At 70.8% G+C, this 23,809-nt stretch carries 17 protein-coding genes; 8 read left to right on the forward strand and 9 right to left on the reverse strand.

Going from position 1 to position 23,809, the window contains the following annotated elements:
• A partial coding sequence (locus tag IE263_RS41820; protein ID WP_373312265.1) for an alcohol dehydrogenase catalytic domain-containing protein occupies nucleotides 1-224 on the reverse strand: 224 nt, incomplete at its 3' end.
• A 132-nt stretch (nucleotides 225-356) separates the two neighbouring features.
• On the opposite strand from IE263_RS41820, the gene IE263_RS41825 reads away from it, so the two are divergent.
• Complete coding sequence (locus IE263_RS41825; RefSeq protein WP_189943356.1) at nucleotides 357-701, forward strand: ArsR/SmtB family transcription factor; 345 nt, start codon at nucleotides 357-359, stop codon at nucleotides 699-701.
• Nucleotides 702-732: 31 nt separating this feature from the next.
• On the opposite strand, the gene IE263_RS41830 is transcribed toward IE263_RS41825, so the two are convergent.
• On the reverse strand, nucleotides 733-2,799 hold the full coding sequence (locus IE263_RS41830) for a SpoIIE family protein phosphatase (protein ID WP_189943357.1): 2,067 nt from the start codon (nucleotides 2,797-2,799) through the stop codon (nucleotides 733-735).
• Between the two features lie 200 nt (nucleotides 2,800-2,999).
• Between IE263_RS41830 and IE263_RS41835 the strand changes: the two genes are divergently transcribed.
• Nucleotides 3,000-5,468: a SpoIIE family protein phosphatase gene (locus IE263_RS41835; protein ID WP_189943358.1), complete on the forward strand. Its 2,469-nt coding sequence runs from the start codon at nucleotides 3,000-3,002 to the stop codon at nucleotides 5,466-5,468.
• A gap of 4 nt (nucleotides 5,469-5,472) precedes the next feature.
• On the opposite strand, the gene IE263_RS41840 is transcribed toward IE263_RS41835, so the two are convergent.
• Nucleotides 5,473-5,958 (reverse strand): SRPBCC family protein, encoded by a 486-nt coding sequence (locus IE263_RS41840; RefSeq protein ID WP_189943359.1) that lies wholly within the window; start codon nucleotides 5,956-5,958, stop codon nucleotides 5,473-5,475.
• A 230-nt stretch (nucleotides 5,959-6,188) separates the two neighbouring features.
• Here IE263_RS41840 and IE263_RS41845 point away from each other — a divergent pair, with 230 nt between their 5' ends.
• Together IE263_RS41845 and IE263_RS41850 are read left to right on the forward strand one after the other, a co-directional pair.
• Nucleotides 6,189-7,109 (forward strand): NAD-dependent epimerase/dehydratase family protein, encoded by a 921-nt coding sequence (locus tag IE263_RS41845; RefSeq protein ID WP_189943360.1) that lies wholly within the window; start codon nucleotides 6,189-6,191, stop codon nucleotides 7,107-7,109.
• Nucleotides 7,106-7,870, forward strand: a complete 765-nt coding sequence (locus IE263_RS41850; protein WP_189943361.1) for a sigma factor-like helix-turn-helix DNA-binding protein — start codon at nucleotides 7,106-7,108, stop codon at nucleotides 7,868-7,870. Before IE263_RS41845 ends, IE263_RS41850 begins: the two co-directional genes overlap by 4 nt.
• Before the next feature lie 89 nt (nucleotides 7,871-7,959).
• Here IE263_RS41850 and IE263_RS41855 read toward each other — a convergent pair whose 3' ends face one another.
• From IE263_RS41855 to IE263_RS41880, 6 genes are all read right to left on the reverse strand, one after another.
• Nucleotides 7,960-9,711 (reverse strand): RICIN domain-containing protein, encoded by a 1,752-nt coding sequence (locus tag IE263_RS41855; protein WP_189943431.1) that lies wholly within the window; start codon nucleotides 9,709-9,711, stop codon nucleotides 7,960-7,962.
• Between the two features lie 88 nt (nucleotides 9,712-9,799).
• Nucleotides 9,800-11,935, reverse strand: coding sequence for a beta-galactosidase (locus IE263_RS41860; protein WP_189943362.1), 2,136 nt, complete (start codon nucleotides 11,933-11,935; stop codon nucleotides 9,800-9,802).
• 47 nt (nucleotides 11,936-11,982) lie between these two features.
• Nucleotides 11,983-12,915, reverse strand: coding sequence for a carbohydrate ABC transporter permease (locus tag IE263_RS41865; protein WP_189943363.1), 933 nt, complete (start codon nucleotides 12,913-12,915; stop codon nucleotides 11,983-11,985).
• Complete coding sequence (locus tag IE263_RS41870) at nucleotides 12,912-13,781, reverse strand: carbohydrate ABC transporter permease (protein WP_189943364.1); 870 nt, start codon at nucleotides 13,779-13,781, stop codon at nucleotides 12,912-12,914. The genes IE263_RS41865 and IE263_RS41870 overlap by 4 nt, the downstream gene beginning before the upstream one ends.
• Nucleotide 13,782: 1 nt before the next feature.
• Nucleotides 13,783-15,174 carry an ABC transporter substrate-binding protein gene (locus tag IE263_RS41875; protein WP_189943365.1) on the reverse strand — a complete coding sequence of 464 codons (1,392 nt, stop codon included), beginning with the start codon at nucleotides 15,172-15,174 and terminating at the stop codon, nucleotides 13,783-13,785.
• A 253-nt stretch (nucleotides 15,175-15,427) separates the two neighbouring features.
• Nucleotides 15,428-16,534: a LacI family DNA-binding transcriptional regulator gene (locus tag IE263_RS41880; RefSeq protein WP_189943366.1), complete on the reverse strand. Its 1,107-nt coding sequence runs from the start codon at nucleotides 16,532-16,534 to the stop codon at nucleotides 15,428-15,430.
• Between the two features lie 429 nt (nucleotides 16,535-16,963).
• On the opposite strand from IE263_RS41880, the gene IE263_RS41885 reads away from it, so the two are divergent.
• From IE263_RS41885 to IE263_RS49840, 4 genes are read left to right on the forward strand one after another with little or no spacing between them, the layout of a single operon-like run.
• Nucleotides 16,964-17,344 (forward strand): CU044_2847 family protein, encoded by a 381-nt coding sequence (locus IE263_RS41885; protein WP_189943367.1) that lies wholly within the window; start codon nucleotides 16,964-16,966, stop codon nucleotides 17,342-17,344.
• Between the two features lie 2 nt (nucleotides 17,345-17,346).
• A complete protein-coding gene (locus tag IE263_RS41890) occupies nucleotides 17,347-19,365 on the forward strand; it encodes a VMAP-C domain-containing protein (RefSeq protein WP_189943368.1) in 2,019 nt (672 codons plus the stop codon).
• A complete protein-coding gene (locus IE263_RS41895) occupies nucleotides 19,362-20,327 on the forward strand; it encodes an AAA family ATPase (RefSeq protein ID WP_189943369.1) in 966 nt (321 codons plus the stop codon). The genes IE263_RS41890 and IE263_RS41895 overlap by 4 nt, the downstream gene beginning before the upstream one ends.
• The gene (locus IE263_RS49840; RefSeq protein ID WP_308430817.1) at nucleotides 20,299-23,787 is read left to right on the forward strand and encodes an SAV_2336 N-terminal domain-related protein; all 3,489 of its coding nucleotides are present in this window, start codon (nucleotides 20,299-20,301) and stop codon (nucleotides 23,785-23,787) included. The genes IE263_RS41895 and IE263_RS49840 overlap by 29 nt, the downstream gene beginning before the upstream one ends.
• Nucleotides 23,788-23,809: the final 22 nt, after the last annotated feature.

The following is a 23,809-nucleotide window of genomic DNA, read 5'->3' on the forward strand; positions in this document are numbered from 1 at the left end:
ACGCCGTCGCCGACGGCGCGGATCCGGCCGGAGACCTCCAGGCCCGGGCGGTAGGGCAGTGACTGCACCCGGTAGCCCTCGGCGCGGGCCTTGAGGTCGGCGAAGTTCACGCCGACGTAGGCGGCGTCGATGCTGACCTGGCCAGGTCCCGGCTGGGGGGCCTCGGCCGTCACGACCTTCAGCACCTCGGGGGCTCCGTACTCCTGGAACTCGACTGCGCGCATGGCGGAACGCACCCTTCGACAAGGTGTTCAATGGAAAGCGAACACCCGGAGTGTAAGATGATCGTCGAACACTGAGCAAGCGGGGGAGCCGACGGGTGTCCCAGCGACGATGCGCAGGACGGGGAGAGGGGCATGCCGAACCAAGCTGCGGGCGCCAGTCATCGTGCGGCGCCGGTACACACGGATCCCGAGGACGTTTCCGTCCTGACGGCGCTGTCCGCGCTCGCCGATCCTGTGCGCATTCAGCTCATCCGCGAACTGGCGGGCTCCGCCGACTGGACGCGCAGCTGTGGCAGCTTCGACGTTCCCGTCGGCAAGGCCGCACTCAGCCACCACTTCTCGGTCCTGCGCGGTGCCGGCCTGGTCGAACAGCGCGACGAGGGCGCCAAGCGGGTCAACCGGCTGCGCCGCGAGGAGTTCGAAGCGCGCTTCCCCGGCCTGCTCGACCTGCTCCTCCGCGCCGACGACACCGACTGAACCCTGCCCCACCAGGCCCCGGCGAGTCTGCCTACCGGGCCCGTGCGACCAGCAGCGCCACGTCGTCGTGGTCGTCGGGGTGGCGCAGGCCGTACAGCAGGAGGTCGCACAGTTCCTCGAGGGGACGGTCGGGTTCGTCCAGGAAGCCGAGGAGGACGGACAGGCGGTCGTCGATGGGATGGTGCCGGGTTTCGACCAGGCCGTCCGTGTAGAGGACCAGCAGGTCGCCGGGGGAGAGGTCGGTCGTGGTGGTCTCGAAGGGGATGCCTCCGACGCCCAGCGGGGCTCCGGAGGGCAGGTCGAGCAGCGTGGGTGCCTTGCCGGGGCCGGCGAGTGCGGGCGGCATGTGTCCCGCGTTGGCGATGCGGCACTGCCTGGTGTGCGGGTCGTACACGGCGTAGAGGCAGGTGACGATGTAGTGCTCCAGATCGCAGGTGATCTTGTCCAGATGCTGGAGCACGGCGCCGGGGTCGAGGTCGAGGTCCGCGTAGGCGCACGTGGCGGTGCGCAGCCGGCCCATGGTGGCGGCGGCGTCGATGCCGTTGCCCATGACGTCTCCGACGACGAGGGCGGTCTTGTCGTCCTCCAGGGGGATGACGTCGTACCAGTCGCCGCCGACCTCGCTGGTGGCCTGCGCCGGCTGGTAGCGGGAGGCGAGTTCGAGACCGGTGTGATGGGGCGGGTGGTTCGGCAGCAGGCTGCGCTGCAGGGTGAGGGCGGTGTTGCGCACGCTCTGGAACCAACGGGCGTTGTCGATGGCCACGGCCGCCCGGCCGGCCAGCTCACTGGCGAGGACGACATCGTCCTCGTCGAACGGGAGCGGGTTGCGGGTGCGCTTGAGGTCGAGGGCGCCGAGCACCTCGCCGTGGGCGATCAACGGCACGGCGAGATACGAGTGGACGCCGGCGCGGGCCAGCAGTGAGCCGGCCTCGGCGTCCCGGGCGATGCGGGGGATGTCGTGGGCGCCGACGTGCCGCACCAGGACCGGCCGCCCGGTGTGCACGCACAGCGTGACCAGGCGGTCACCTTCATAGGCCGCGAGGTCACCGGGAGGGTCGGCGGCGCGCAGAGCCACGGTGGGGTGGGCCGCCTTGAGCGCGAGGGCGCGGAAGAGCTCCGGGCCGTTGTCCGGTCGGCGCGAGCGCCGGCACGCCAGGGCGGAGTCGAGGACGTCCACGGCGACCACGTCGGCGAGCTGGGGGACGGCGATCTCCGCCAGTTCCTGGGCGGTCCGCTCCACTTCCAGCGTGGTGCCGACGTGGGTGGAGGCCTCGGCGATGAGCGCGAGGCGTCGCCGGGCCCGGTCGGCCTCCGCGGCCGCGCGGTGCCGTTCGGTGACGTCGACGACCGAGGTGGCCGCGCCCAGGACCCGCCCGCCGGGGTCCTCCAGCCGGTAGAACGAGAGAGACCAGGCGTGCTCATGTTTCGGGTCGGTCGGTGGGCGGCCCACGTGGTACTGGTCCAGCAGTGGCGTGCCGGTGGTGAGCACCTGACGCAGTGCGGACTCGATGGTGTCGACGTCGGGGAGGGACAGGGTCTCCCGGAGGCGACGGCCGACGTGCTCCTCGGCGGGGATGCCGTCGATCCGCTCGAGTGCCGGGTTGACCAGGAGGTACCGCAGATCGGGGTCCAGGAGGGCCAGACCGATCGGAGACTGGTTGATCAGCCGCTCGCACAGGGCCAGGTCGGTCTCGACGCGCTGGAGCAGGGTGTGGTCGGCCGCGATGCCCAGGGCGTAGACATCCCCGTGATCGTCCTGCAGCCGCATGTTGCGGAACTCCATCAGGCGGCTGCTGCCGTCCTTGTGCCGGATGGGGAAGGCGCCGGCCCAGCTCCGGCCGGTCTCCAGCACCTCCGCGAACAGCTTCACCACGGCCTGCAGGTGCTCGGGGTGGATGAACAGCCGCGCCGCGTACTTGCCGAGCGCCTCCTGCGCGGAGTACCCGAAGAGCTCCTCCGCCTGCGGGGTCCAGAACACGATGCGTCCGTCGGTGTCGACGACCATGGCGGACACGCTCAGGACGTCCAGCAGACCGGTGGGCGGGGGCGCCACGGATCTGTACGCGTCTCCGTCGGGCTGGAAGGGTTCGGCTGTCATCCCAGATCCTCTCCACCGTTCGGCAGGAGGTGGCGACGCCTGTCGGCATCGTCGCACCACCTGGGTTCCCGACCACGGGCACTTCCATGCCGTCTCCGGCCCGGGGAGTCGGCAGGCGCAGGGGCTCCGGCAGGAGGCCGCTCGGCGTCGTGCAGATCGGGCGGACAAGCAGGAACATGGTCGTGTAGAGGATGGCACCCATGGATTCTGCGGATTCTGCGCGAAAAGCTGCCGACAGTCCGGCCCCCGACGGATCGCGCGACCACCTCGACGCGTCCACCGACGCGGTGGCGGTCGTGTCCGCGGACGGCGTCGTGCTCGGCTGGACGCGGGGCGCCGAGGCGCTGCTCGGCCACCCGGCTTCGGAGGTGGTCGGCGGCTCCGCCGCGCGTCTGGTGGCGATGCCCGGCGATCCGGCTCGTGTGGCCGGTATCGCGGCGCGGTGCCGCGCGGGCATGGGGTGGAGCGGACTCATCTGCGTACGGCATCGCGACGGCCACTCCCTCGACATCGACCTGCGGGTCTCGGCGTCCTTCCACATCGGCGACGACGAGTGCTTTCTGATCTCCGCGCGCAAGCAGAGCCCGCAGTGGGCGGTGGATCAGTCGGTCCTCGACGGGTTCCTGACCCGCTCCCCGGTCGGGATGGCGGTGATGGATCTGGACCTGCGCTACGTGTGGCTGAACGACACGCTGGAACGCTTCGGCGGTGTGCCCCGCGCACAGCGGCTGGGGCGTCGGCTCAGCGAGCTGCTGCCCGGCCTGCAGGCGGCCACCATCGAGGGGCTGATGCGCAAGGTCCTGGAGACCGGAGTCCCGATCACCGACTACGAGTACGTGGGATGGAGCTGGGCCGATCCACACCGCCGGCACGCCTACTCCACGTCCTTCTTCCCCCTGGTGGGCGCCGACAACTCCGTCACCGGGGTCTGCTACATGGTCCTGGACGTCACCGAACGGTGGAACGTCCGCCAGCTGCTGTCGCTGGTCAACGAGGCCGGGGCCAGCGTCGGCACGACCCTGGACGTGATGCGTACGGCTCAGGAACTCGCCGACTTCGCCGTCCCACGCTTCGCGGACTTCGTCATCGTCGACCTCCTGGAGCCCGTGCTCAGCACCGAAGGGCACGGCGCGTGGCTGACGGACGCGGGACCGGCGCCCATCAAGCCGGAGATGCGCCGCGCCGGAATGAGCTCGGTGCGCGAGGGCTGCCCGGAGGCCGTGGCACGGATCGGGGACAGGGTGGACTTCATCCCTCCGCCGCACGACGCGAACCTGCTCATCGAGGGCGAGCCGGTCCTCATCCCGGTCCTCGACCCGTCCGACGAACTGTGGGCCTCCGAACAGCCCGAGAGAGCGGCGAGCATGCGCGAGTTCGGACTGCACTCCCTCATCTCGGTACCGATGCGGGCGCGGAACACCGCTCTGGGCCTCACCACGTTCCTACGGTCGCTCAATCCCGTCTCGTTCCAGCCCGACGACGTCCTGCTGGCCCGGGAGCTGGTCGCGCGAGCGGCGCTGTGCGTCGACAACGCCCGTCGCTACACCCGGGAACACGCGGCGGCGGTCACCCTGCAACGCAGTCTGCTGCCGCAGGCCCTGACGGGCGGAACGGCGCTGGAGGTGGCCTCCTCCTACCTGCCGGCCGACCCCACGGACGGGGTGGGGGGCGACTGGTTCGACGTGATCCCCCTGTCCGGGGCCCGGGTGGGCCTGGTGGTCGGTGACGTGGTGGGGCACGGCATCGCCGCGGCGGCGACCATGGGCCGACTGCGCACCGCGGTGCAGACCCTCGCCGACATGGAGATGCCCCCCGACGAACTGCTGGCTCACCTCGACGACCTCGTGCTCCGGCTGAGCGCGGAGATCGAGGACTCGGCGGCCCCGCAGAGCACCACCGCCTTCCTCGGGGCGACCTGCCTGTACGCCGTCTACGACCCGGTCACCAGGCGGTGCACGATGGCCCGGTCCGGACACCCGCCCCCCGTCGTCGTCGACCCCGACGGGCAGGTGTCCTTCCCGGAGCCCCCGGCCGGGCCGCCGCTCGGGCTCGGCGGGATGGCGTTCGAGGCCACCGAGATCGAGCTCGCCGAGAACAGCCTCATCGGTCTCTACACCGACGGCCTCATCGAGGGAGCCGACCGCGACATGGGACTGGGCATGTCCCGGCTCGGTGAACTGCTGGCCCGGTCCGACGCCGACCTCGCGACCCTGTGCACGTCGGCGGTGCAGCAGCTCGTACCCGTTCCGCAACCCGACGACATCGCCCTGCTCCTGGCACGCACGCACTCCCTGGGCGCCGACCACGTCGTCTCCTGGGACGTGCCCGTGGACCCGGCCGCCGTCGCCGACGTCCGAGCCCGGGCGACTCGCCAGGTGGAAGCCTGGGGGCTGGGGGAGCTGGCCATGACGTCGGAGCTCATCGTGAGCGAGCTGGTCACCAACGCCGTTCGCTACGCCGCACCTCCCATACGGCTGCGCCTGATCCGCGACGCGCGCCTGACCTGCGAGGTCGCCGACTCCAGCAGCACGGCCCCCCGGCTGAGACACGCCCGGAGCACGGACGAAGGGGGCCGTGGCCTCTTCCTCGTCGCCCAGCTCGCCCATCGCTGGGGAGCCCGGTACACGGGCGACGGAAAGATCATCTGGGCTGAGCAGGAGATCCCGTGACCGTTCAGCCGACGAGGAGGTCGTCCATCTGGCCGACCGCCTGCTGCAGGCCCTCTTCCATGCCCATGGTCATCAGCTGTTCCATCTTCTCCCGGGTGTCGAAGGCGGACCGGAGCTCCATACGGCTGCCGTCTCCGTGCCGGGTCAGCCGTACGTGCACGGTGGTGACCGGCAGGGTGGGGTCCGGGGTTCCCTCCTCGTCGGCGAAGCCGTCGGTGAACTCCAGGGACGTCGGCGGGGCGACCGACGTGACGCGCCACCAGCCGCGGTGTTTGTCGCCCTCGGGACCCGTCATGAAGTAGGTGACCTCGCCGCCGGGGATCAGGTCGTGGGTCTCGACGGTCGCCGGGTAGGTCGGCGGTCCCCACCAGCGCTCCAGCCGACGGGGGTCGGCCCACAGTTGCCACACCTTTTCGACCGGGGCGGCGAAGTCGGCGATCAGGGTGAGGGTGAGGCTGTCGTCATCCTTGTCCACGCTCGTCACGCTCATCTGTCCTGTCCTGTCTTCTCTCGGTTCGGGCTCTTCCGTACGGGACAGAGTCTCCAGTTCCTCGAGCGTCTGCCGTGCCCGCGACACGGCGTCGGGCTCCGTGCGGACGAGCTGTTCCCGCCCACGGCGGTGCTTGCCGAGGCAGGCGGCCCCCTTTCATGTCACAAACGTACGGGGCTGTCTCGTCCCTGTTCCGGGAGACGGACTCCGGAATCAGGAAGGTGACGGTCATGCGGGTGTTCGTGGCAGGGGGGACCGGGGTCCTGGGGCGGCGGCTGGTGCCGCAGCTCGTGGCCCGTGGTCACCAGGTGACGGCTACGACGACGAGCGCGGCCAAGCTGGGCCTGCTCGAGCAACTGGGCGCAGAGGCGGTCGTGATGGACGGGCTGGACGCGGTGTCGGTCGGTGCGGCGGTGGCCCGGGCCCGGCCGGACGCGATCGTGCACCAGATGACCGCGATCGCCGGCAAGCCCGACATCAAGCACATGGACCGCTGGTTCGCCACCACCAACCGGCTGCGCACCGAGGGGACGGACCACCTGCTGGCCGCCGCCGAGGCGACCGGCGTGTCCCACTTCGTCGCGCAGAGCTACGCCTCGTGGAACGGCATCCGCGAGGGCGGATGGGTGAAGACCGAGGAGGACCCGCTGGACCTGATGCCCGGAACGCCGGCGCGCCCGGGGATGGAGGCGATCCGCCACGTCGAGGACGTCGTCGTCAAGGCCGGCGGCGCGGCTCTGCGCTACGGCGGGCTCTACGGGCCGGGCGCCACCGACGACCAGGTCGAGCTCGTGCGCAAGCGGCAGTTCCCGCTCGTCGGGGGCGGCACCGGCTACAGCTCGTGGGTGCATCTCGACGACGCGGCGAGCGCCACCGTCCTGGCCGTGGAGCAGAAGGCGAGGGGCGTGTTCAACATCGTCGACGACGAACCGGCGCCGGCCAGTGAGTGGCTGCCGTATCTCGCCGCGTGCGCGGGTGCGAAGCCGCCGATGCGGGTGCCGAAGTGGCTGGCCCGGCTGCCGGCCGGCGACGTGGCGGTGACGATGATGACCGAGGGGCGCGGCTTCTCCAACGCCAGGGCCAAGCGGGAGCTCGGCTGGGAGCTGCGCTTTCCGTCATGGCGCCAGGGCTTCCGGGAGAGCCTCGGATGACCCTGACCGAGGAGTTCGAGGAACTGCGGCCGCTGCTGTTCGCGATCGCCTACCGGATCCTCGGCAGCGTGAGCGAGGCCGAGGACGCGGTCCAGGAGACGTGGCTGCGCCACCAGGTCTCCCCGACCCGCCCCACGTCGGCCAGTGCCTGTCTCTCGGCCGTGGTCACCCGGATCTCCATCGACGTCCTGCGCTCGGCGCGCGTTTGGCGGGAGGAGTACATCGGGCCGTGGTTCCCCGAGCCGCTGCTGACCGACCCCTACGAGGACCCGGAGCGCTCGGCGGAGCCGGCCGACTCGTTGTCGATGGCGGCGCTGGTCCTGCTGGAGCGGCTCAGCCCGCTCGAACGCGCGGTCTTGGTGCTGAGGGAGGTGTTCGGGTTCGGCTTCCCGGAGATCGCCTCGACCGTGGAGCGGTCGAAGGCAGCGTGCCGCCAGCTCGCGGTGCGGGCGCGCCGCCACATGGACGCGGGCCGACCCCGGTGCGAGGCCGGCCGAAAGGAGCGCGAGGAACTCGCCGGGCGGTTCTTCGACGCCTTCAGGGAAGGGGACGTCGACGGGCTCCGGGAGCTCCTCGCCGCCGACGTGCACATGATCGGCGACGGCGGCAGCAAGGCCCCGCAGTGGGGCAGGCGCATGATCGGTGCCGGGTCGGTGATCAACCCCGACAAGCTCGGGCACGTGGGTCCGGTGGCGGACGCCTGGGCGGTCGTCCGCGAGGCGCGGCGGGCTCGCCGACCACAGGTGGACCGCAGGAGCTGACCGCGCGGGGGAGCGGGGGAGCGGGGGAGGTGGGCCGACGCGCCGGCCCACCCCGCCTCGGTTCGGCATTCCGGTTCCTCGAACGTGACCTACTGGACGAGCTCCCACTCCTGCGAGCCGTCCGTGACCGCGCTCTGCAGGGTGAGCGGCGCCCCGGCGGTCGCGCCGGTCAAGTACAGACCGGTGTTCCTGACCGCCTGCAGTTTGTAGAAGCCGTCGCTGGTCTTGACGAGGTTCCAGCTGCCGGTGGCGCTGTTGTCGACCCACTGGCCGATCCGCTGGCCGACCGTCGCGTTGCCGGTCCAGATGGCCGCCGCGCGGCCGCCCGACTTGTTCAGCAGCGTCACGCCGCCGTTGGGCTCGGTCACCACGTGCCAGAACTGGGTGTCCGCGTTCGCCGCCGAGCCGGGGGCCTCCAGACGGACGTCGGGAACGTCGCCGTTGCCGATGTTCGCGTCGTTGGTCTTGTTCCCGGTGCCGATCACCTGGTCCGTCTTCCGGTTCACCAGCTGGTAGTAGGGGCCGTCCGAGTGGCCGAGATCGACCTCGGCGAACCTGAGTGTCGAGGTGCCCTGGTTGTTGAGTATCGCGATGCGGCCGGTGCCCTCGACGTACTGCAGGTTGCGGCTGTAGCCGGCCTGAGAGGTCGTCTGGTACTCCTTCCACACCCCGTCGCTGCGACCGCTGTCGTTGACCCAGACGTTGCCGCTGCCGGCGGCGTTGTACACCAGGCGCCCACCGGGAAGCCTGATGAGCACCGGGCTGCCCCCTGTCGACAGAGCACGTGAACCGGTGTCGACCGGCAGTGAGTTGACCCCCGTTCCGGTGGGCGAGCCGGTGTAGAACTTCAGCGGGTCATCGGCGATCCGGTACCTGGTGTTGGCTCCGCCGCCCCAGTACTCGTAGGTGAGGAGCCACTTGCCGTCCGTCGTGCGGACGACGTTCGTCATGCCCGGCCGCCCGTCTCCGATCTCCGTCTTGCCGCCTCCCATGTCCTCGGTCAGGCCGGCGATGTCGACGACGGGGGTGCTCCATTGCGCGCTGCGGCCGTCCCAGGTCCGGTGGGCGAGGATCTGGCCGTGCGAGTCCGGGGCGGTGTCGTTCGCGGGATCCAGGGTCGGGACGCCGGTGGCGGGGTCGAAGCCGGTGTAGTCGTTCTCGTCGGAGTAGTAGCAGACGAGCTTGCCCTTGTGGACCATCAGGTACGGCTCCCAGAGGGGATCCACCTGCTTGTTCGTGTTGGCGTTCGCGATGTTCTGGCCGACTGCGCCCGCGCTGCCGCCCTGCCAGCCGCCGGTGGCGATGACGTTGACGACGTTCCACGTCACGCCTTCGTCGGTGCTGGCGAACAGGGCGATCGCCAGGTCCTTGCGGTCTCCGTCGTTGGACGGCGTCCAGTTGGGGTCGGCTGCCTTGTGCTCCTTGTAGTAGTAGTCGTCGCCCGACACGACACTCGCGAGGAGCAGCGTGCCCTGCTTGAGGTTCCCGACGTCCTGCGGCAGCACGTAGAGGTACGGGTTCGTCCAGTTGCTCGTGTACCTCGCGTACTTGGGGTCGCTGGAGAGGTACGCCGGGGCCTTGACCTCCGACAGCGGCTGCCACGTCGTTCCGTGGTCGTCGCTCTTGTACACCGGGAGCGTCTGCTTGTCGGCGCTTCCCGTCTCCGTCACGACGGTGGACTTCTCGAACGACGCGACGAGGCGTCCGCTCGGCAACTGCGCCGACTTGGGGTAGACCGCGCAGTTGCCCCGCCCCTTCAGGCACGGTTCGCTGCCGAGCTGGTACAGGGTCCCGCCTGTCGGGTTGTACGCCCGCGCACTGGACGCGGGGATCACGAGCATCGCTGCTGCCGCGACCAGGCTCACCAGCGTTCTTCTGGATCTTCTTCTCCGCACAGCCTCCCCTTTCGGGGGTTTCGGGGGTGGTGAATCAGGAGTGGAGGACGCGTACGTCCCACGGGCCCAGGTCGAGCGACGCCCCCGCGGGGAGGGTGGTGCCCGTCAGGACGTCGGACAGGTCCACCGGCGCGAGAACGCTCGCGGGCTCCCAGCTCCAGTTGTGGACGATGTGGACGCGGCGTCCGTCGGGTGAGGTGCCGGTCGTGGCGGTGACGGACGCCGGGAGGTCCCGCCAGGCGTGCCGTGCGGACGGCGTCAGCCACTCGGCCAGCGCCCGGGCGAGGTCGCGACCGGGCACCGTGCCGACGTACGTGACGCGGCCCGCGCCGTGGCGGCGGGTGGTGACCGCGGGCCAGCGCCCGAAGTGCGGGTGGTCGTAGGTGACGAGTACGTCGGCGTCGGTGACCGTCAGGCCGTCCGCCCAGCGGGTCGCCGTCGCGCCGTCGGGGAGGTCGAGGGGGCTGCCGGGTGCCGACCGCACGGGGACCTCCCGCGTGAGGTTGCTGAACTCGTCGTACGTGACGCCGGCGGCGTCGGTGAGGCGTCCGGGCGCCGGCTCGGTGCGGGCACGGGCCTCCTGGTCGGCGTAGCCGGTGCGCGGGCCGAGGACCAGGTGGCCGCCGGCCCCGGCGTAGGCGGCGAGCCAGTCGAGTGTCGAGTCGGCGGCCAGGTACAACGCCGGGACGACCAGGACCGGGTGGCGGCGGACGGCCTCCTCCGGCGTCAGGCCCTCCTGTTCCCCGCGCGGGTCGTGCAGTTGGCGGGCGTGGACGATCCGCACCTGGCGCCCGGCGTCGAACGCGCCGCGGTAGAAGGGGTCGACGATGCGGTGGTAGGCGGCCGGGTCGGGCTCGCCGTCCGGTGTGGACAGCGGCGGGTACTTCTGCATCAGCCACTTGCTCGGAGTCGACTGGACCAGGGTGATGTCGGCGTCCGGTTCGAGCCCGGCGACGAGCGAGCCGGCCGCCTCGAACTCGGCCCCCAGGCGGGCGAGTTCGGCGTACGTACGTCCTGGACGGCCGGTGTGCGGGAGGACGCCGCCCCAGTAGGTCTCCGCGCCGAAGTGCAGCGTGTTCCAGTGCCAGTACTCGATCATGCGGGCGCCGCGCGCCACGAGCGCCCACGCGGCCTGCCGCCACTGGCCGTCGTAGGCGGGCCGGTTGTCCCAGGGGAAGCCGATGGAACCGGCGTTGGTCTCGGTGACCAGGAACGGCTCCTGACGGGAGGCGAACATCCAGTCGGCGGTCTGGTACAGCGCCCACACGCCGGTGGTCTTCCACTTCTGCTCGTGCCCGTCGGGCGTGGGGTCGGGCAGCAGCAGTCCGTCCTGCATGTCGTAGTACGGATTGCCGGAGGCGATGTCGAGGCGGTCGGTCAGCTCGTCGTCCTCCACCGCCGGGCGGGTGTAGGAGATGCAGGTGGTGACGAACTGCTCGGGGCGGGCGTACGCGCGGACGATGTCGGCCTGCCAGCCGATGAACTCGGTGACCTGACGGGCCTGGAACGCGCGCCAGGCGACGTCGTACTGGGGCTGCGCGTTGCCGTCCGGCGTCCACAGGTCGGCCCACGTCGACAGCCGGTGCGACCAGTACACCAGCCCCCACTCACGGTTGAGGGTCTCGACGTCGCCGTACGTCTCGCGCAGATGGTCCACGAAGCGCTGGAAGACGCCGTGGTTGTGGAGGAGTTCGTTGCCCGGTTCGTTGTCGACCTGGAAGCCGATGACGGCGGGGTGGCCGGCGTACCGGGCGACGATCTTGCGGATGACCCGCTCGGCGTGGAAACGGAAGGCGGGGTGGGTGAAGTCGACCTCCTGGCGGGCGCCCCAGCCGATGCGCTCGCCGGTGCGCCGCTCGCCCGTGATCTCCGGGTACTGGCGGGCCAGCCACGGCGGGACGGCGTACGTCGGTGTGCCGAGGACGACGGAGATGCCGCGCTCGTGGGCACCGTCCAGCACCGGCTGGAGCCAGTCGAGGTCGAACCGCCCGTTCTCCGGCTCCCAGGTCGACCACACCGACTCGCCGACCCGGATGATACTGACCTTCGCATCGGCCATCAGGTCCAGGTCGGTCTTGAGGCGTTCGTCGGGCCGTTCGGTGCCGTGAGGGGGCCGGTACTCGTGGTAGTACGCGGCGCCGAACAGGACGCGGGCAGGCAGAGCCGCCATGAAAGGAAACCTCCGAGGAAAGGGGGGTGCTACGAGGACCGCGAGACCTACTGCTTGACGCCACCCGCGGCCAGCCCGCTCTGCCAGTACCGCTGAAGCATGAGGAAGGCCACGACGAGCGGGACGACCGAGATCAGGGATCCGGTCACGACCAGCGGGAGCATGTCGCTGCTGGCGCCGGCTCCGCCGTTCTGCGCCTGCGCGGCCCAGGAGGCCAGGCCGACGGTGATCGGGTACAGGTCCGGGTCGTTGAGCATGATCAGCGGCAGGAAGTAGTTGTTCCAGGTCGCCACGAGCGTGAACAGCAGGACCGTCACCAGGCCGGGACCCAGCAGCCGCAGCACGATCCGGAAGAAGATCCGGGCCTCGCCGGCACCGTCGATGCGGGCGGCCTCGAGGATGCTGTCCGGGACGGCGTCCTGCGCGTAGACGCGCATGAGGTAGAGGCCGAACGGGTTGACGAGCGAGGGCAGGATGATCGCCCAAGGGGTGTTCACCAGACCCGCCTTCGCGAAGAGCAGGTAGGTCGGGATCGCCAGAGCGGTGGTCGGGACCATGACGGCGCCGAGGACCAGGTTGAAGGCCGCCCGGTCGCCGCGGAAGCGGAACTTGGCGAAGCCGTACCCGCCGGCCGCGGCGAGCAGCGCGGCCCCGAGCGCGCTGACGACGGCGTACATCACCGTGTTGAGCAGCCAGTGCAGGAAGACTCCGTCGTCCTGGGTGAAGGTCTCCGTGATGTTCGTCAGCAGTTGCGGGGCGTGCGAGAACCACAGACCGAAGCTGTCGAACAGGTCCTGGGTGCTCTTGGTCGAGGCGATCAGCAGCCAGAAGAGGGGGAGGAGGAAGTAGGCCAGAGCGGCCAGCATGGCGATGGTCAGCGGGGTGCTGCGGCGGGCGGAGGGACGGCGCCCTTTCGCAGGCGCCGAGTGAACCCGCTCGGCCACCGGAGCGACGGCGGCCGTCGGCGTCGTGGTCGTCACGAGGTCCTCCTGCGGTTAGCGGTGAGCAGGACGGCGTAGGAGGCGACCACGATGACGAGGCCGAGGAGGAAGGACACCGTGGCCGCGTAGTTGACCTGCTGGCCGGTGAAGGCGAGGGAGTAGGCGTAGAGGTTGGCGGTGTAGGAACTGCTGATGACGTCCGGGGCGATCTTCATCAACAGGTTCGGTTCGTTGAACAGCTGGAAGCTGCCGATCACGGAGAACAGCAGGGTCAGCAGGAGCGCCGGGCGCAGTGCCGGCAGCTTGATCGACCAGGCGATGCGCCAGGCGCCGGCGCCGTCCATCGCGGCCGCCTCGTACAGGTCCTGGGGGACCGTGCGCAGGGCGGCGTACAGGATGATCATGTTGTAGCCGACGAACTCCCAGGTCACGATGTTCGCCAGGCTGCCCAGCATCCAGCCGTCGCTGAGGAAGTGCGGGGCCGGCAGATCCAGCGTCCGGCTCAGCTGCGCGAAGGGGCCGAAGTCCGGCCCGTACAGGTAGCCCCACATGAGCGCGGCGACCACGCTGGGCACGGCGTACGGGACGAAGATGCCCAGCCGGATCACACGCGCGAGCCGCAGCAGGCCGCTGTCGAGCGCGAGGGCGAACAGCAGCGCCAGCAGCAGCATCACGGGGACCTGGATCAGGAAGAACAGCGCGACGCGTCCGACGCCGCCGAGGAACTGGGAGTCGCCCAGGGCCTGGACGTAGTTGTCGAGACCGACGAACACCGTCCCGCCGATCAGGCGCTCCTGGAACAGGCTGAGATAGGCGGCGTAGCCGAGCGGGGCCAGGAAGAGCAGGAGGAACAGCACCAGGAACGGTGCGACGAACAGCGGCCCCGCCGCCCGTTGACGGCTCATCTCAACTCCCCTTGACGGTGAAGCCCTGGTTCTTGGCGTACGTGGTGAGCCGCGACTGCCAGGTGCCGAGCGCGGCCACCGTGTCGGACTTGCCGGCGAGGGACTTGCCGACCGTCTCGGTCCAGTCGGTCGCCGCCTGGTCGAGGAACGGCGGCCACTGGAAGGAGGGGTTGACCGTGGAGCTGACGTCGGCGAAGACCTGGTTGACCTTCTGGCCGCCGTAGAAGGACGGGGCGTCCCCGACGAACTCGGCGTCCGTGAGCAGGGACTTGGTCGCCGGGAAGAAGAACTGCTCGGTGGTGAACATCTTGGCGCTGGCCGGGTCGCTGTTGAGGAACTGCGCGAACTGGGCCGCCGCGATGGGGTTCTTGGTGGACCGGATGACGGCGGTGGTCGAGCCGCCCCAGTTGCCCGAGCTGGGCTTGGCGGCGTCCCACTGCGGCAGCGGGGCCGCCCGCCACTTGCCCGCGGTGGCCTTGGCGGAGCCGGAGAGGAAGACGGGGCCCCAGGCGGCGGTGATCCAGGTGGCGTACTTGCCCCTGTTGAGGGCGGCGTACCAGGAGTCGGTGAAGTCGGGCTCGACACCGATGACCCCTTCCTTCGCGAGCCCGCCCCAGTACGCGCCGAGCTTCTGGGAGACGGCGTCGTCGACGCTGATGGTGATGTCGCTCTTGCCGGAGGTCACATACGGCTCGGCGCCCGCCTGCCACAGCAGGCCGTGCCAGGCGGCGACCTGGTTGGCCGCGAGGTTCGTCAGGTAGACGTCGGGGTCGGCCTTGTGGAGCTTGCGTGCCGCGGCGGCGAACTCGTCCCAGGTCCTGGGCACTTCGATGCCGTGCTTGTCGAAGATGTCCTGCCGGTACAGCATGCCCATCGGGCCGGTGTCCTGCGGGATCGCCCAGACCTCGCCGTTGCCGCCGCTGACCTGGCCCCACGTCCAGTCCACGAACCTGTCCTGCAGCGCGGAGGCCCCGTACGGCCGCAGGTCCAGCAGGCTGTTGGTGATGGTGAAGGTCGGGATGGCCTGGTACTCGATCTGCACCATGTCCGGGGCGCCGCTGCCGGCCTTCAGCGCCGTGCGCAGCTTGGTGTACTGCGGGGTGCCCTGGCCGGCGTTGACGACCTTGACCTTGATGGCCGGGTACCGCTTCTCGAAGAGCGCGACCTCCTTGGCGATGTTCGGGACCCAGGTCCAGAACGTCAGCTCGGTCGGCGTCTTCATCGCCTTGTCGATGTCGGCCTGGCTGACCGGCTTGGCGGAGCCGGAGGATCCACCGGAGTCACCGCCGCCGCAGGCGGTGAGGGCGGCGCCGAGCGACAGGGCGCCCGTCGTGGTGAGGAAGAGCCGACGGCTCATCGGGGAAGCGCTGGACAGGCGTGTGTTTCTGGGCATGGTGAACTCCCGCCGGTGGCAAAGATGGCGGCACGCCTGGCGAGGGCGTGCGGGGGTGTGGTGGAGGAAGGCGTGGACGCGGCGACCGGGGCCGGATGGCCTGTGCGGTCGGTGTGCGCGTCCTCGTGGACGGGGACCGGCGCGCGTTCCGCGAGCTGCGAAGGCGGAGGGCGCGAGGTCGGTGGGAAGAGCAGGCGTGGGAAGAGCAGGGGAGGGGAGGGGAGGGAAGAGGGTCTGGCGTGGAGAAGCCGGCTCAGGGCCCGCTGCGTTCAGCGGAACGGGAGACGGTGCGCCGTCCGCGCCGCGGGGTCGTCCGGGGCGGCGGTGGCGCGGTCGAGGAGCGGACGATGAGGTCGACCGGTGGGTCGCTCGGGGGCAGGGGGTCTGCGCCGGGGTTCTCGATGGCGTGCACGAGCCGCTTGAGTCCCTCCTGCGCCACGGCGTCGAACGGCTGCCGCACCGTGGTCAGCGGAGGAGTCACGAAGGCGGCGACCGGGATGTCGTCGAAGCCGACGACGCTGACGTCCTCCGGTACGCGCCGGCCGGCCTCCGTCAGCGCGCGGACCAGGCCGATCGCCATGTCGTCGTTGGCGGCGAAGACCGCGGTGACGTCATCGGCCTCGGCCAGTTCGCGTCCCGCGGCGTACCCGGACGCGGCCGACCAGTCGCCCTCGACGACCCGCGGCACGTCCCTGCCGTGGGCGGCCAGCGTCGTCCGCCACCCCTCCAGCCGGTCCCGGGCGGCGTACCACCGCTGCGGACCGGCCAGGTGATGGACCGTCGCATGACCAAGGCCCAGCAGGTACTCGGTCGCCGTCCGGGCCATCAGGTCGGCACCGTCGCCCGCGGTCAGCACCGTGGGCGCGGTGACGGGGGACGGCGCACCGATGACGAGGACCGGCACGTCGACGCGGAGGGAAGCGTCTCGTCGCGTTGCCTCCTCGTCGATCGGTTCGGAGATGACGATGCCGTCCACGCCCTGGTCGAGGAGCGAGTCCACGGCACCCGCGACACCCGCCGGGTCCCCTTCCATCGTGTTGACCACACGCAGCGCGTAGCCGGTGTCCCGCACGACCCGCTCGACGCCCATGAGCAGCGAGGCGGGTCCGTACAGGGCGGTTCCCAGCGTCACCACACCGATGGAGCGGGTGCGGCCGGAGGCCAGCGCCCGGGCGGCGTTGTTACGCCGGTAACCGAGCTGCTCGGCGGCTTCGAGGACGCGCCGGCGCACCTCGGCGGAGACGTACGGCTCGTCGTTGAAGACCCTTGACACCGTCTTCTGCGACACCCCGGCGAGGCGGGCCACGTCCACGCTGCGCGGAGCCGCTGAGCTCCCGCCCCGCCCTGTCCCACCCGTCATGGTGTCTCCCGCTGCCGCACGAACGAGCCCAATGATGGCAGACGCCGTCTGTCTGACTGCGCTGTCATGACTACGCAGTCATGACAGCGCAGTCATAAGGCGGGCGTCAAGACGTCGGAACGCATGCATCACACACCTGCCGGTGCGGGTGTGGGTCGGCGGTGCGGAGGGTGGGGCTTGCCGGTGCGGGGTTGCGGTTGTAGCGGGGAAAGGCGCCGCTGCGGTGTGCTCCGACGTGCAGGGACCGGGCCCCGAGACGTGACTCGGTGTCGGGGCACGGCCCCGACAGTGGGCAGACCTGTCGCCCACCATGGGGGACGCTGCTGGACCGGCTGCGCCAGGACCTACCGCAGCGGCCGTTGCTGCCGACCGGTGCGGAGTTGATCGATGGCCGGGTCAAGGGGCGCTGAAGCTGGCATAGTTGGGGCCATGGGGGAATTTGTGGAGTTCACCTTCGACGACGGCCAGGCGGTGCTGCTGGAGGTCTTTCCCAGTCCGCTGGCCGACTCCGCGGCGGGCGGCACGACACCCGGCTCCGCGCCGCTCGTGCCGGTCGCCAATGACGGGAACGGACGGGTGGCGCGGGCTACCCGCGGCGCATTGCGGCAGGTCTTGAAGCCGTTGGTCCCGGTCCTGCAGTCGGTGCACGACACGGTGTCCGCCATGGACCGGCAGCCCCAACAGCTCACCGTCGAACTGGGTGTCAAGGTCGGCAACGACCTGACGCTCGGCATCGTCGCCAACAAGGGCGAGGCGAGCCTCACGGTGTCCGCGACCTGGAACCTCGAATCCTCCGTGCCGACGGAGTAACGGTGCGCCGCCAGCACGACGACGACCCGGACGCACGTATCCGCAGGGCGTGGGTCACCGTGCATGCCCGCGGCGCGACCGGGGAGGGCCTTGGCGCGGGTGTGGTCGTGGCGGACGGATTCCTGCTGACCTGCGCCCATGTCGTCAACGCGGCTCTCGGACGGCACAAACTGGCCGTCGCCGAACCCACTGCGCAGGACATGCTCCAGGTCGCCGTCTCCTTTCCGGGCCTCGGCGGTGAGCACCACGCCGTGGAACTGGCCGGGTGGCTGGCCCCCAGGCCGGAGGAGCAGAAGTGGTGGTACGGCGACCTCGCCTTGCTGAAGGTCGAGCCCGGGCCGTCGGGCATTTGTCCCGTGCCTGTCCGGGAGACGCCCGGCCGACGGCTGTCGACCTGGTACGCCCATGGAGCCCCGCGCTCCCTCGTGGACGTGTACGTCCAGGCCGACATGGGCCCCTGGTACATCCTGGATCCCGGGTACGCTCCGCTCAGGATCCAGCCCGGCCACAGCGGAGCACCCCTGTGGGACCGTGAACGCGGCTGTGTGACGGGCCTGGTGGTGTCCACCGAACCCGACAACCCACGCTCGTACGCCATCAGAGCCTCCGAGATGGTGAAGCTGCTCGCCGCCACCGGCGTGCTCCCGGCCGTGGCCACGGAGGTGTCCGACCCGCGGACACGAGCCCGGCGCGGCGAGCTGGTCGACGCCCTCGAGGGACTCTCCGACCGGAAGCTGGAGCGATGCGCCGATCGCGTCGGCCGGGCCCTCGGCCTGTCCTGGACCCCGGTCACCCGTGCGGACCTCGTCGACTCGGCCCTGCGCCATCCCCGGGGCATACCGGCACTGCTCAGCACCCTCACGGCACACGAGGGGGTGGCCCGACGGGTCCGCGACGCAGCCGCGAAGCTGGGGCCTTTGCGCCTTCTCACCCAGGACGAGTACGACGAACTCGTCGCGTTGCTGGGTGACGCCGCGTATCCCGAGGTGCGCGCGGCGGCCCGCCGCGCAGTACCGCACTTCGCACTGCCCGACGCCGGCCCTCCCGACCTCGGGGCCCTCATCGAGGACCTGGAGGACCGCGCCGGCGAACCCGGTGTCGTACCGCCCGTGATCCAGGTGGTCGAGGAGGTTGCTGCGGCCCGGCGGGAAGGCGGAGACGTCCTGCGGGACTGGTCGCACCGCGTGATCAACCGCCTGGGCGTCAGCCCGGAGGCGGTGCGGCAGTGCCGCTGGTCCGCCGAGTCCCGTGCACGGGCCCGGACTTCGCAGCCGGTCCTGCGGGTGTGGCTGTGGGCCGAGGAGCCGACCGCGGAGTCCTTGCGCTACCTCCTCCGCCTCTACGACGCGCATGGACACCAGGTCAGGACATGGACGGGCGGGGACACCCTGCGCAGTCGCGCCGACCTGTGTGCCGACCTCTCCGAGGCCGTCGACGACCTCGACCAGTACGAGGAGTCGGCCGGCGTGGAGTTCCTGCTGGAGGAAGGCTTCTTCCGGCTGGCCGTCGACCGCCTGCCCACCCAGGCCGGGGCTTTGGGAACGCGGCCCGTCGGGTTGGACAGGGTGGTGGTCCTGCGCGGTCAGAGCGTGCAGCGCGCCGGCGCCTTGAAGAAGCGATGGGAACACGGACGCGGCTCCGGGGTGGGGCCGTATGTGCTGCACGACGTACCGGCGGAGAACGGCACCCTGTCGAGTCGGCATGAGATCGCCTGCGTCGTCGCCTGCTGCCCGCCCGACCAGCACGACGACGCGCTGGCCCTGTGCCGCTACCTGGGGGTGCCCGTGGTCCTGTGGCACCGCAGCGCCCACGGCCCGGACACCGCCGAGGAGCTGCGGGCCGTCGTACCCGACGACTGGCCGCACGGCCTGCGGGAAGAGGTCAGGCGGCGGCGAGCCGAAGCGCTGTACGACGCCGCGCGCACGGGCGCTCATCTGGCTCTGCTGTGGGAAGACCCGAGCTGGGAACCGCCCCGACAGCGGCTGGCCAACCCGACGAGGCGGAAAGGAGGCGCCGCGTGAACAGCGGACGCCCGCAAGAACGGCTCTTCCGCGGCGACGGCGGCACGTACGACGACTCCGTACCGCTGCCCCAGCCCCCGCCGTGGCGACGGCCGCGACCGGAGGACGAGACCGCGCGGCGGCGGCCGTACCTGATCGGCGAGGACGAGGTGGAGGTGGTCAACGCCGCCCTGCGCCTGCGCCGCCCCCTCTTGGTCACCGGCGATCCCGGCACCGGCAAGTCGTCCCTCGCCCACGCCGTGGCGGCTGAGCTCGGACTCGGGCCGGTCCTCGTCTGGCCCGTCAACACCCGCGCCACGCTCACCGACGCGCTGTACCGCTACGACGCCATCGGCCGCTTGCGGGAGCAGCAGGACGGCACCGACGACATCGGCAGCTTCGTACGCCTGGGGCCCCTGGGCACCGCGCTGGCCACCCGACACGAGGGGCGACCGCGGCTTCTCCTGATTGACGAGCTCGACAAGAGCGACCTGGACCTGCCCAACGACCTGCTGTTCGTGCTGGAGGAAGGCGAGTTCACCATCCCCGAGCTGGCCCGCCTGCCCGAGGAACAGGCCGAGGTCGCCGTTCGTGTGCAGGGCTCGCAGGAGAGGGTGCGGGTGCGGGGCGGCACCGTCCGCTGTCAGGACTTCCCGTTCGTCGTGATCACCAGCAACGGCGAACGGCAGTTCCCGGCGGCCTTCCTGCGCCGCTGCATTTGGCTGGAACTGCCGAAGCCCGAGCCGAAGCAGCTCGAAGCGATCGTTCGGGCGCACTTCGCCCAGGATCTTCAGCAACTGGAGGCGCAGTGGCCGCGGGTGCTGCGTCTCATCAAGACGTTCGACGAGCAGCGCAGCCTCGGCGGTCTCGCCACCGACCAGTTGCTGCACGCCGTCTATTTGCTGCAGCAGGGCGTCCGGCCCGAGGTGGAGCACCTCAGGAAGGCGGTGCTGCGTGAGCTCGGGAGCGGCGGGGCCCGGTGAGCCGGACGAGCTCTGGGTCGCCCGCCTGCACGCCGCGCTACACAGCGCCGGAGCCGAGCTCTCGCCCCGGGAGCTGAGCGACGCGCTGTGGCTCGCCCTGAACGAGCCGCCGCACCGGGCCACGGCCGCTGTACCGGAGCCCGACACCCTGCGCACGTCCCGGTCCGCGCCCGACACTCTCCCGCCCCCAGAGCATCGCGGACGGGGCGCGGCCGAGCCCACGCCGAGTGAGGTCCGGCGCCCCGTCTACGCACTCACCGGGACCCACGACGGCGAAGCCCCCGGCGCGCCGGTCACCCTTCCCGGAGTCCGAGGCCTGCGCCATGCTCTGGGCATCGTCCGGGCGCTGCGCGCGCTCAAACGAAGAGTGCCGTCCGCGCACCGGTACGAGCTGGACGAGACCGCCACCGCCGAGGCCATCGCCGACAGCGGAGTCCTCGACGCCGTGCTGCGCCCGGCGGCGGACCGCTGGCTCCATCTCGTGCTCGCCGTCGACGACGGTCCGTCCATGCGGGTGTGGCGCGACACAGTCGGCGAACTGACCGACGCCCTCACGGTCTCGGGCATCTTCCGTTCCGTGCGCGTGAGCCCGCTCGATGCATCAGCAGCCCCCCTCACCGGCGACCGGACCGCCGTGCTGGTCGTGACCGACGGGGTTGCCGACCACTGGTACACCGGGGCGGCCCACAAGCGTCTGGCCGACCTGGCCCGCAGAGCGCCGACCGCTGTGCTCCACATGTTCCCGACCCGGCTGTGGAGCGGCACCGGGCTCGCAGCCGAACCCATGATCGTCCGTACGACCGATCCGGCACCGCCCAACAGCCTGCTCACAGCTCAGGACCCTTGGCTTCCGGCCGCGATGAGCCGCCGGCCCGGCCTCCCCGTGCCCGTACTCGAACTGGACGAGCCGAGCCTGCGTCCCTGGGCCGACCTCATGGCGTCGCACGGCGGCGTGGCCGCTCTGCGCGTCATCGATGCGGGACGTCCTCCCGACGCCGCGCGCTTGGACGAGGACGGCACGAGTAGGCCGGACACCGCCGCCGAGCGCGTCCAGATCTTCCGGGCGACAGCCTCGCCGCACGCCTACGAACTGGCCGGCCACCTGGCCGCCGTCGATCCGCTGACTCTTCCCGTCATGCGGCTCGTCCAGGCCGCCGCCCTGCCCGACAGCAACCCGGTCTGTCTGGCGGAGGTCTTGCTGAGCGGCCTCATGCACGTGGACGACCCGCTCGCCGGCCAGGACGTCTTCGCCTTCACACCGGACGTACGCGGTGTGCTGCGCACAGTGATCAAGAGCGGTTCGGCACAGCGCACGGTCGACGCCGTGAGCGACTTCATCGCACCGCGTCTCGGCCGTATCCCGGACTTCCCGGCGATCATCGCGGACCGGACCGGGACACTGACCCTGCCGAGAGAGGGCGAACCGCTTGCGGAGCTGGCGCGCGCGAACGAGCTGGAACTGAGGGAGGGGCCGGGCGGGCGCGTAGGGGCGGAGCCGTCCCTGTGGGGCTGGGGCACGCACAACCTGCCCGCGCGCCGTGGCACTCGCTGGTTGCCGGCCCTCGAGGCCGACGTGGTCTGGGTGGAACGGACACTGGCGCACGCAGACCGTGTCCCCGTGGTGCTGTGCGGACCGGCGGGGTCGGACAAGACCACCGTCGCGCTGGAGTACGCCCATCGTCACCTGGGTGACTACAGCGTGGTGTGGTGGGTGGACACGAGCACCGCGCGCACAAAGGAGAGGGACCTCGCACGTCTCGCGGAGGCCGTGCTTCCGGACCTCTCTTCCGAGCCGGAAGGCGTCGGCTTCGCCGAGCAGACCTTGCGCTGGCTGGCGTCCAGTGGCGGATGGCTGCTCGTACTCGATCACGTCACAGATGATGCTGATGTCGCTTGGCTCGTGGACCGGATGGGGGCGTCGCGCGGACACGTGCTGGTGACCACCCGCCATGACGCCCGGAGGTGGAGAACGGCGGCCTCGCGTGACCTGACGCCCGCCTACCGCGCCCGGCACGACGCCCTCACCGGCCTGCGCAACGGCCGTACGCTGCGCGAACAGCTCTCCGGCCTGCTGTGCGCCGATCCGCAGGCCGACGACGACCCGCACCACAGGCACATACGCCTTCCCCCGGAGGATCCCGGGACCGATCGCCAGGGACTGGCCGTGCTCTTCTGCGCCCTCGACAGTTTCCAGGACATCAATGACGGCTTCGGACCAGAGGCCGGTGACGCGGTCCTTGTCGAGGTCGCCCGTCGGCTGCGCACCCTCGTACGCGAGGACGACACCGTGGCCCGCTACGGCGGCGCAAAGTTCATGATCCTCGCGGGCGGCCTGAACCGGGCCGATGCCGAGGACCTCGTCGTACGCGTGCGCGACGAGATTATCGAGCCGATCCCGGTCGACGGCCGGGCCGTTCAGGTCGGCGCCGCTTTCGGGATCGGCTGGGCGCAGTGCGGCATGGACGCGAACGAGGTCATCGAGTCCGCGTACGGAGGGATCCTCGGACACGCGTCGGGCACGGAGCTGTTGCTTCGTCTGACCGAGGCCCTGTGCGAACTGGCGTGCATGGAGGATCCGGAGGGGCGTGGATTCTTCGCCGTAGTGCTCGGAGAAGAACTGTCCAGGCCGGTCGTGCTGCGGGGCGTCAGACTGCGTGAGGACGTCGTCACTCTGGTGCGTGCCGCGCTGAGCGTGTCGGGCGGGGAACACGTCCTGGTCGACGTGGTGAGGGTCTTCGAAGGGGCCATGGCGGCCCAGGAGTTGGTACGACTGCTTGACCGGCTCAGTACGTTCGCTGCTCCCCGGCCGGAGCAGGGAGGGGCCGGGCAGGCTCACGCCCGCGTTGACCATGTGCTTCGCCTGACCGACGCCTTGTACCCGCTGGAGTGCCTGGAGGACGCGGAGGGACGTAGGCAGTTCGCTGCTCTGCTGGGGGACCTGCTGGACCGGCCGATCGACCTGCGGGGCGTCAGACTGCGTGAGGACGTCGTCACTCTGGTGCGTGCCGCGCTGAGCGTGTCGGGCGGGGAACACAACCTCGTCGACGTGGTCCGGATTCTCGAAGGGAGGCCCCCGGCCGATGAGTTGGCATCGCTGATCTCCGCTGGGCCGGTGCTCCTCGTGCCCAACGTGCTGTCGGCCGCGGAGGAGGACGCGGCACTGACCCTCTTGCGGGCCGCCGCAGCCGAACTCTCCTCCGCCCGCCTGCGTGACGCGCTCACCCATGATCTCAACGGCCTTGAGCTGCCCACCGGTCTCTCTCCAGAACGGCTCTTCGCGTGGGTCCTGCAGCGGACCGCGCAGCCGGACGGCCTGCCCCCCGCCGTACTGCTCATCGAGCGTGCGTCCCGGCTCGTCACCTCGCCGGTCCACCGGACCGCTCTGGCCGGCTGGGTCGAGAACTGGGCCGCGAACGCGGGCCTGTCCGAGGCACTGCGGCGGCGACGGGGGACGACGTGAAAAACCTGCTGACGTCGGTGCT

Source organism: Streptomyces aurantiogriseus (assembly GCF_014649375.1).
Lineage (GTDB): Bacteria > Actinomycetota > Actinomycetes > Streptomycetales > Streptomycetaceae > Streptomyces > Streptomyces aurantiogriseus.

What these genes read in the sequence shown, in the direction of transcription:
- IE263_RS41845 (WP_189943360.1), top strand. Translation starts at nt 6,189, where the DNA reads ATGCGGGTGTTCGTGGCAGGGGGGACCGGGGTCCTGGGGCGGCGGCTG.
- IE263_RS41850 (WP_189943361.1), top strand. Translation starts at nt 7,106, where the DNA reads ATGACCCTGACCGAGGAGTTCGAGGAACTGCGGCCGCTGCTGTTCGCG.
- IE263_RS41875 (WP_189943365.1), bottom strand. Translation starts at nt 15,174, where the DNA reads ATGCCCAGAAACACACGCCTGTCCAGCGCTTCCCCGATGAGCCGTCGG.
- IE263_RS41860 (WP_189943362.1), bottom strand. Translation starts at nt 11,935, where the DNA reads ATGGCGGCTCTGCCTGCCCGCGTCCTGTTCGGCGCCGCGTACTACCAC.
- IE263_RS41880 (WP_189943366.1), bottom strand. Translation starts at nt 16,534, where the DNA reads ATGACGGGTGGGACAGGGCGGGGCGGGAGCTCAGCGGCTCCGCGCAGC.
- IE263_RS41830 (WP_189943357.1), bottom strand. Translation starts at nt 2,799, where the DNA reads ATGACAGCCGAACCCTTCCAGCCCGACGGAGACGCGTACAGATCCGTG.
- IE263_RS41840 (WP_189943359.1), bottom strand. Translation starts at nt 5,958, where the DNA reads ATGAGCGTGACGAGCGTGGACAAGGATGACGACAGCCTCACCCTCACC.
- IE263_RS41825 (WP_189943356.1), top strand. Translation starts at nt 357, where the DNA reads ATGCCGAACCAAGCTGCGGGCGCCAGTCATCGTGCGGCGCCGGTACAC.
- IE263_RS41885 (WP_189943367.1), top strand. Translation starts at nt 16,964, where the DNA reads ATGGGGGAATTTGTGGAGTTCACCTTCGACGACGGCCAGGCGGTGCTG.
- IE263_RS41855 (WP_189943431.1), bottom strand. Translation starts at nt 9,711, where the DNA reads ATGCTCGTGATCCCCGCGTCCAGTGCGCGGGCGTACAACCCGACAGGC.
- IE263_RS41835 (WP_189943358.1), top strand. Translation starts at nt 3,000, where the DNA reads ATGGATTCTGCGGATTCTGCGCGAAAAGCTGCCGACAGTCCGGCCCCC.
- IE263_RS41870 (WP_189943364.1), bottom strand. Translation starts at nt 13,781, where the DNA reads ATGAGCCGTCAACGGGCGGCGGGGCCGCTGTTCGTCGCACCGTTCCTG.